The sequence below is a fragment of the Inquilinus sp. genome, assembly GCF_057815775.1.
The window spans coordinates 1-2,972 of record NZ_JBYRFX010000649.1 but is presented as its reverse complement, the minus strand read 5'-3'; the positions used below and the strand labels follow the sequence as shown (position 1 = coordinate 2,972).

Here is a 2,972-nt window from a genome sequence, read left to right as displayed (position 1 = left end):
TGACGCTGCGCATGTGCTCCAGCGCGTCGCGGTTGGGCGCGTCGAGGTCGACGATGATCACGTCGGGCTCGATCTCGCGCACCTTTGCCAGCAGGTTCTCGGTGCCGCTGACGGCCACCACCACGCCATGGCCGGCCGCGGTCAGCGCCGCCTCGACCAGGCTGCAGCGCTCGGCATTTTCATCGACCAAGAGGATGCGCAGGACCAAATCGGATGCCGTGGTGACGGGGTGGCTGGCCGTATCTCAGCAAGTTCCGGACCACTGCGCAGCGATTGGGCAGGGCCCGATGCCGCAGGCACCCGGATCTCTAGGCCGGCCGCGATGCCGGCGGCTGGCCCGGATCTTGCTTCGATCTGCCCTGCGGGTGCGAAAGCGCAAAAAGGCAGAAAGAACGATCTGGAGGTTTCACGATGGCATTGTCGCAGAAGCATTGGGTGATCGGCGCCGCGCTGGCGGTGACCATGGGGCTGGCGGTGTCCGGCGCCAGGGCGGCCGAGGACACCATCAAGGTCGGCATCCTCCATTCCCTGTCGGGCACCATGGCGATCAGCGAGACCACGCTGAAGGACGTCATGCTGATGCTGATCGACGAGCAGAATAAGAAGGGCGGCCTGCTGGGCAAGAAGCTGGAAGCAGTTGTCGTTGATCCAGCGTCGGACTGGCCGCTGTTCGCGGAAAAGGCGCGGCAGCTGATCTCGGTCGACAAGGTCGCGGCCACCTTCGGCTGCTGGACCTCGGTGTCGCGCAAATCGGTGCTGCCGGTGTTCGAGGAGCTCGACGGCATCCTGTTCTACCCCGTGCAGTACGAGGGCGAGGAAAGCTCGCGCAACATCTTCTACACCGGCGCGGCGCCGAACCAGCAGGCGATCCCGGCGGTCGACTACCTGATGAACGAGGAAGGGGTGAAGCGCTGGGTGCTGGAAGGCACCGACTACGTCTATCCCCGCACCACCAACAAGATCCTCGAGGCCTATCTGAAGGCCAAGGGTGTTCCGGCCGAGGACATCACGGTCAACTACACGCCGTTCGGCTTCTCCGACTGGCAGACCGAGGTCGGCAAGATCAAGACCTTCGGCTCGGCCGGCAAGAAGACCGCCGTGGTCTCCACCGTCAACGGCGATGCCAACGTGCCGTTCTACAAGGAACTGGCGAACCAGGGCGTCAAGGCGACCGACATCCCGGTCGTGGCCTTCTCGGTCGGCGAGGAAGAACTGGCCGGAATCGACACCGCGCCGCTGGTCGGCCATCTCGCCGCCTGGAACTACTTCCAAAGCGTGGATACGCCAGAGAACAAGGCCTTCATCGACGAGTGGCACGCCTACATCAAGAACGACAAGCGCACCACCAATGACCCGATGGAGGCGCATTACATCGGCTTCAACATGTGGGTGAAGGCGGTCGAGAAGGCCGGCACCACCGATCCAGACAAGGTGATCGACGCCATGGTCGGCGTCACCGTGCCGAACCTGACCGGCGGCTACGCCACCATGATGCCGAACCACCACATCACCAAGCCGGTGCTGATCGGCGAGATCCAGGCCGACGGCCAGATCCAGACGGTGTCGGAGACCCCCGAGGTCGTCGGCGACGAGTGGTCGGACTACCTCGAAGGCTCGAAGGACCTGATCTCGGATTGGCGCAAGCCGCTGTCCTGCGGGAACTTCAACGTCAAGACCGGCAAGTGCGGCGGCTCCGGCTCCTGAGCGCCCACCGGAGGGGAGGCCGGGAGGTGCGGGGGCACCTCCCGGCCCGTTCGGAACTGTGAAGGCTGATCCGATGGCTTGCTTGGCGGCCAAACCATATGAGGCGGAACCGGGAACCAGGTCTGTTCTCGCGGTCCTGACACTCCTGCTCCTGATCCTGCTGCCGCTCTCCGCCCGGGCCGAGATCGCGCCCGAGGTGCTGGTGCGGTTCGCCTCGGCCAATTACGACGACATCAGCGCCGGGATCGACGGGCTGGCGGCGTCTGGCGATGCCCAGGCGCCGGCGATCCTGGATGCGCTGGGCGCCGGCCGCTTGATCGCGGCGCCGAACGGCGTTCTGGCGATCAAAACCGCGGCCGGCACCTATGTCGACGCCGCCACCGGCGCCGCGTTGGCCGAGGCTCCGGCCGGCGGCAAGCCGGTGCGGGTCAACAACAAGGTCCGCCGCGGTATCGAGACGGCGATGGGCACGCTGACCCTGGTCTCGCCCGACCCGGCCAAGCGGCTGGACGCGGCGGCCTCGGTGTTCAAGTCGCGCGACCCGAATTCCCGCGCGGCGGTGGAAACGGCGCTGGCGCGCGAGACCGATCCGACCGTGAAACAAGCCTTCACCGAGGCGCGGGCCGCGATCATCCTGACTCATGGCGGCACCGATGCCGAGCTGCTGGCCGCGATCGACACCATCGCCGGCCGCGGCGACCAGGAGGCGCGGGCGCTGCTGGCCGGCATCGCCACCGCGTCCCCCGCCGTTGTGGCCGCGGCCCAGGCCGCAATCGGTCGCGTCGACACCAGGCTGGCGATCTGGAACGGGGTGCAGAGCCTCTATTACGGGCTCAGCCTCGGCTCGGTGCTGCTGATCGCCGCCATCGGCCTGGCCATCACCTTCGGCGTGATGGGCGTGATCAACATGGCGCATGGCGAAATCGTCATGCTCGGCGCCTACACCACCTTCCTGGTGCAGGAGGCGTTCCGGCAATACGCGCCGAACCTTTTCGACTATTCGCTGGCGGTGGCGCTGCCGCTGGCCTTCCTGGTCGCGGGCCTGGCCGGCATCGCCATCGAGCGCACCATCATCCGCTTCCTCTACGGCCGGCCGCTGGAGACCCTGCTGGCCACCTTCGGCCTGTCGCTGATCCTGCAGCAGGCGGTGCGGACGATCTTCGGCCCGTCGAACCGCGAGGTCGGCAACCCCGCCTGGATGTCCGGTGCCTTCGACCTCGGCGGCCTGACCCTGACCTGGAACCGGCTCTGGATCATCGTCTTCGCCC

2 protein-coding genes and 1 pseudogene are annotated in these 2,972 nt (G+C 66.8%); 2 read left to right on the top strand and 1 reads right to left on the bottom strand.

Annotated elements, in window-relative coordinates:
• Window positions 1–208 (bottom strand): annotated as a pseudogene (locus tag AC3XYG_RS22455) (hypothetical protein); the annotation flags it as partial.
• 254 nt (window positions 209–462) lie between these two features.
• On the opposite strand from AC3XYG_RS22455, the gene urtA reads away from it, so the two are divergent.
• Both urtA and AC3XYG_RS22445 read left to right on the top strand, forming a co-directional pair.
• Window positions 463–1,704: an urea ABC transporter substrate-binding protein gene (urtA, locus tag AC3XYG_RS22450; RefSeq protein ID WP_489142088.1), complete on the top strand. Its 1,242-nt coding sequence runs from the start codon at window positions 463–465 to the stop codon at window positions 1,702–1,704.
• 82 nt (window positions 1,705–1,786) lie between these two features.
• The coding region (locus tag AC3XYG_RS22445) for an ABC transporter permease subunit (protein ID WP_489142087.1) at window positions 1,787–2,972 on the top strand (1,186 nt) is incomplete at its 3' end.